Below are 3,502 nucleotides of genomic sequence, written 5' to 3' on the forward strand. Positions count from 1 at the left end.
GGAACCAGTAACTGCGTACTTCCGGCATTGGATGCTTACAAAGAAAGAATGTTCACCATGGACGTAGCCAAATTGGAAGGCGTAAAAACTGTGGAAGACTATGACTTTTCTGAAGTTATTGAATGTGCTAAATCATTAGGATCTCTCGAACCGGAAGAATTGACTACAATCACTACCGGTTGGAGTGCAGGAGCTATTGTTGAACATGCAGAAAAAATTAAGGAATTGGTATTGGACGGTAAAATCTCCAGATTCTTTGTAGTTGGCGGATGTGACAAGGCTGCAAAACACAATGACTATTACAGGGAATTTGTACAGAAATTGCCTGAAGACACTGTTATCCTAACATTGGCCTGCGGTAAATACAAATTCAATGATTTGGATTTGGGAGACATTGAAGGAATACCAAGATTATTGGATGTTGGACAATGTAATGATACAATTGTTGCAGTGGATGTGGCATTGGCTTTATGCGACTTATTTGAAATGGAATTAAATGAATTGCCATTAACAATCGTATTGAGCTGGATGGAACAGAAAGCCGCTGCTGTATTATGGGCTTTATTATACCTTGGAAAAACTGACATGTGGATTGGTCCGGTTCTTCCTGCATGGTGTAATGAAGATATCATCAATGTTTTAGTTGAAAATTACAATCTAACTCCAATAACAGGTGATGCAATAGCAGACATCAAAACTATTATGGGGTGAGGAAAATGAGCGATATAAAAGCTAAAGCTTTGAATATCCAAAAATTAGTTGAATATCAGGACGATACTGTTGTAAGTCGTGAAGTAATTAAAAAAGAATTGGGAACGGTCACTTTCTTTGCATTTGATCAGGGTCAGGGATTATCTGAACATTCCGCTCCTTTCGATGCAATGGTTCAAATCATTGACGGTGAAGCCGAAATTACAATTTCAGGTGTTAAAAATACTGTCAAAAAAGGTGAAATTATTATAATGCCTGCTAATGAACCGCACGCTCTTCAGGCAGTAAACAGTCCATACAAAATGATTTTGACCATGATTAAATCCGATTAAAATTTGGATTGCCTATAACTTTAATGTTATAGGCGTTTTTTCTATTTTTATCTAGAAATATTTTTTGTTTTCTATTTTTGGCATGTCAGCATCTTCATCATCTGTTTTGCCGTTTTCTTCTTTTATTCTATTGGGTATAATTTCAATTAATATCCTGGATTTTTGATTTGCAATTGAAATTAAATTATTTCCATCGAGAAATTCATATTTCTGAGTCACGTTGATTCTGTTGAATTTTTTGTAACTGCTCAATTCCCATTTTTTAATTGGAGCTTTAAACAAATCCCTGTAATTGATTTCAAAGGTAATTTCATCATCAGACAAATATTTTATAGGGTATAAAAACTCTATAATATTTAGATAATCTGTCATCAGAATGCTTTCCAGAGGGTTGTTGATTTTTCCTTTGAAAGATAATTTGTTGTCAGTCAACTCAACATTTTCTATTATCAGGCTAATGTCTTTCTTTTCACGTTTAGTCAATAGTAGATTTTCTGTAAATCCTTTTTTGACAGTTATTTCACAGACATCACAATCAAAACTTTTAGAGACTGCCGTTTGCATGAAACTTTCCTTTTTAATATCATCATAGTTGTAAACGGTTATTATCTTATTTTCACCGCTGCCAATCAATTTAATTGGAATATGCAGTTTATTGTCTTTTATATATTCTGAATCCAAAATTACTTCTGTTTCATCTCTCAATAATTTGAAATTGATTGAATTATAATTATCTTTAGGATTGTATGGAACATAATTTCTGAATTCGATTACAACATTGTCATCTTCAAAATACACTTCTTTTGCCTTTGAATCAAGTTTTTCAGAATAGGAATCGATTGTAAATTCCAGTTTTTTAATGTATTTCTTGTCAAAATCTTCCGGCAATTTGGGATTTCTTTTAAAGTTATATGATAAATATTTCAAAAGGGCATCCCAGTCTTTGTTTTCAACCATCAGATATAAAACCTGAAAATAAGAATTCAGGCTGGCATAAATCTCCTTTGGAACAACATTTGCCATTTCATAAGCATTTTCAAATAATGATTCCTGATGTTCTTCAGGATAGCTTTGGATAGCAGTGATGAAAAAGTACAGGTTTATTGTCAGTAGCTTTTCATATTTTTTATATAATATGCTTTTATCAGTAATATGGTCTTTTAAAAATTCATTTACCAAATAAACCATTTCAAATAATTTGTTTCCTAAATCCAAATCGAAAGTTTGTGTGGTTGAGGATAAATCGTCCCTGTATCTCCAAAAATACAGGTACTCTTTTAAAATAGCAATTCGCTCTGCATTAAAATAGATTTCAATCCATAACAGGTTATCTTCATATAAAATGTTTTTATCATGGTAAGAGATATTTCTTTCAGTTAATAATTCTTTTTTAACTATTTTATTGCAGTTTGTCATGTCCCAGCATAATTCCTTAAATTCGGAGAGGGTGGTGTTTTCAATGTCTCCGGCAAATTCATCAAAAACATCCTGCTGGTTAGCTACCTTCCAGGTCTTTTCGTTATCGAATCTTAAATAATTAAATGTTACAACATCATAATCGCCTTTTTTGGCAAATGAATATAATTTTTCATATGCATCATACTTGATTAAATCATCGGAGTCCATAAAATGAATATATTCTCCCTTTGCATAAGACAGAGCATAATTTCTAGCAACGCACTGTCCTTCATTTTCTTTATGGAATGCATAGATATTGTCATATTTTGATGCATATTCATCAACTATGGCTCCTGATTTGTCTGTAGACCCATCATCAACCAGTAGTACTTCAATATTTTCAAAAAAAGTCTGGTCGGTAATGCTGTTTAATGTTTCTTCAAGATAGTTTTCCACGTTATACACAGGAACAATAACTGACATTTTTGGATTAATCATAAATACTTCTCCAATATCTTTAAAATTATATATAATTTGTATGTTTATATAATTTTTAGACACTGATAAATAATAAATTTAACCGATAGTTCAAAATCTCTTGATTACATTGTATTGTAGGTAAATTATAATTTTAATATCTTTTTTAATTAAAATAAGATGAAAGTATGTACTTGCATTCGAAAAACTTTATATGTGTTCGAATTTAAATGAATACTTAGAAAACATGCATTAATCAAAAAATTACTGCATTGTTATTAACTTCTGGGAGGTAAAATTCATGAAAAGAATAATTGTTGCATTACTTGTTTTATCAGTTGCTTTAGTTGGTATGAGTTTTGTTGCAGCATCTTCTGATGTTGATAATGTACATAATTATGCTGACAATGGACATGGATTAAATTCTGAACCTGGTTTCGGTCCATGGTTACCGCATGATAATCCGTTTGGACCTTATATTAATCCAACTCCATTTGATCAACATTATCCACAACCAGGTCCTAATTTTTAAATACTTTGGATAGAAGTGCTTTAATACACTTCAAAACTTTTTTTTAATCTTT

General features: G+C 31.5%; 3 protein-coding genes and 1 pseudogene. 3 read left to right on the forward strand and 1 reads right to left on the reverse strand.

Annotation, left to right across the window (positions count from 1 at the left end):
• Positions 1 to 711: pseudogene (locus tag ACKI5C_RS01085) on the forward strand (hydroxylamine reductase); the annotation flags it as partial.
• A 5-nt stretch (positions 712 to 716) separates the two neighbouring features.
• Positions 717 to 1,043 carry a cupin domain-containing protein gene (locus ACKI5C_RS01090; protein WP_407431181.1) on the forward strand — a complete coding sequence of 109 codons (327 nt, stop codon included), beginning with the start codon at positions 717 to 719 and terminating at the stop codon, positions 1,041 to 1,043.
• A 51-nt stretch (positions 1,044 to 1,094) separates the two neighbouring features.
• Here ACKI5C_RS01090 and ACKI5C_RS01095 read toward each other — a convergent pair whose 3' ends face one another.
• The gene (locus tag ACKI5C_RS01095; RefSeq protein ID WP_407431183.1) at positions 1,095 to 2,939 is read right to left on the reverse strand and encodes a glycosyltransferase family 2 protein; all 1,845 of its coding nucleotides are present in this window, start codon (positions 2,937 to 2,939) and stop codon (positions 1,095 to 1,097) included.
• A gap of 280 nt (positions 2,940 to 3,219) precedes the next feature.
• On the opposite strand from ACKI5C_RS01095, the gene ACKI5C_RS01100 reads away from it, so the two are divergent.
• The gene (locus tag ACKI5C_RS01100) at positions 3,220 to 3,450 is read left to right on the forward strand and encodes a hypothetical protein (protein ID WP_407431185.1); all 231 of its coding nucleotides are present in this window, start codon (positions 3,220 to 3,222) and stop codon (positions 3,448 to 3,450) included.
• Positions 3,451 to 3,502: the final 52 nt, after the last annotated feature.

The sequence above is a fragment of the Methanobrevibacter sp. genome, assembly GCF_045646045.1.
In the GTDB taxonomy this organism is placed as follows: domain Archaea; phylum Methanobacteriota; class Methanobacteria; order Methanobacteriales; family Methanobacteriaceae; genus Methanocatella.

What these genes read in the sequence shown, in the direction of transcription:
- ACKI5C_RS01090 (WP_407431181.1), top strand. Translation starts at nt 717, where the DNA reads ATGAGCGATATAAAAGCTAAAGCTTTGAATATCCAAAAATTAGTTGAA.
- ACKI5C_RS01100 (WP_407431185.1), top strand. Translation starts at nt 3,220, where the DNA reads ATGAAAAGAATAATTGTTGCATTACTTGTTTTATCAGTTGCTTTAGTT.
- ACKI5C_RS01095 (WP_407431183.1), bottom strand. Translation starts at nt 2,939, where the DNA reads ATGATTAATCCAAAAATGTCAGTTATTGTTCCTGTGTATAACGTGGAA.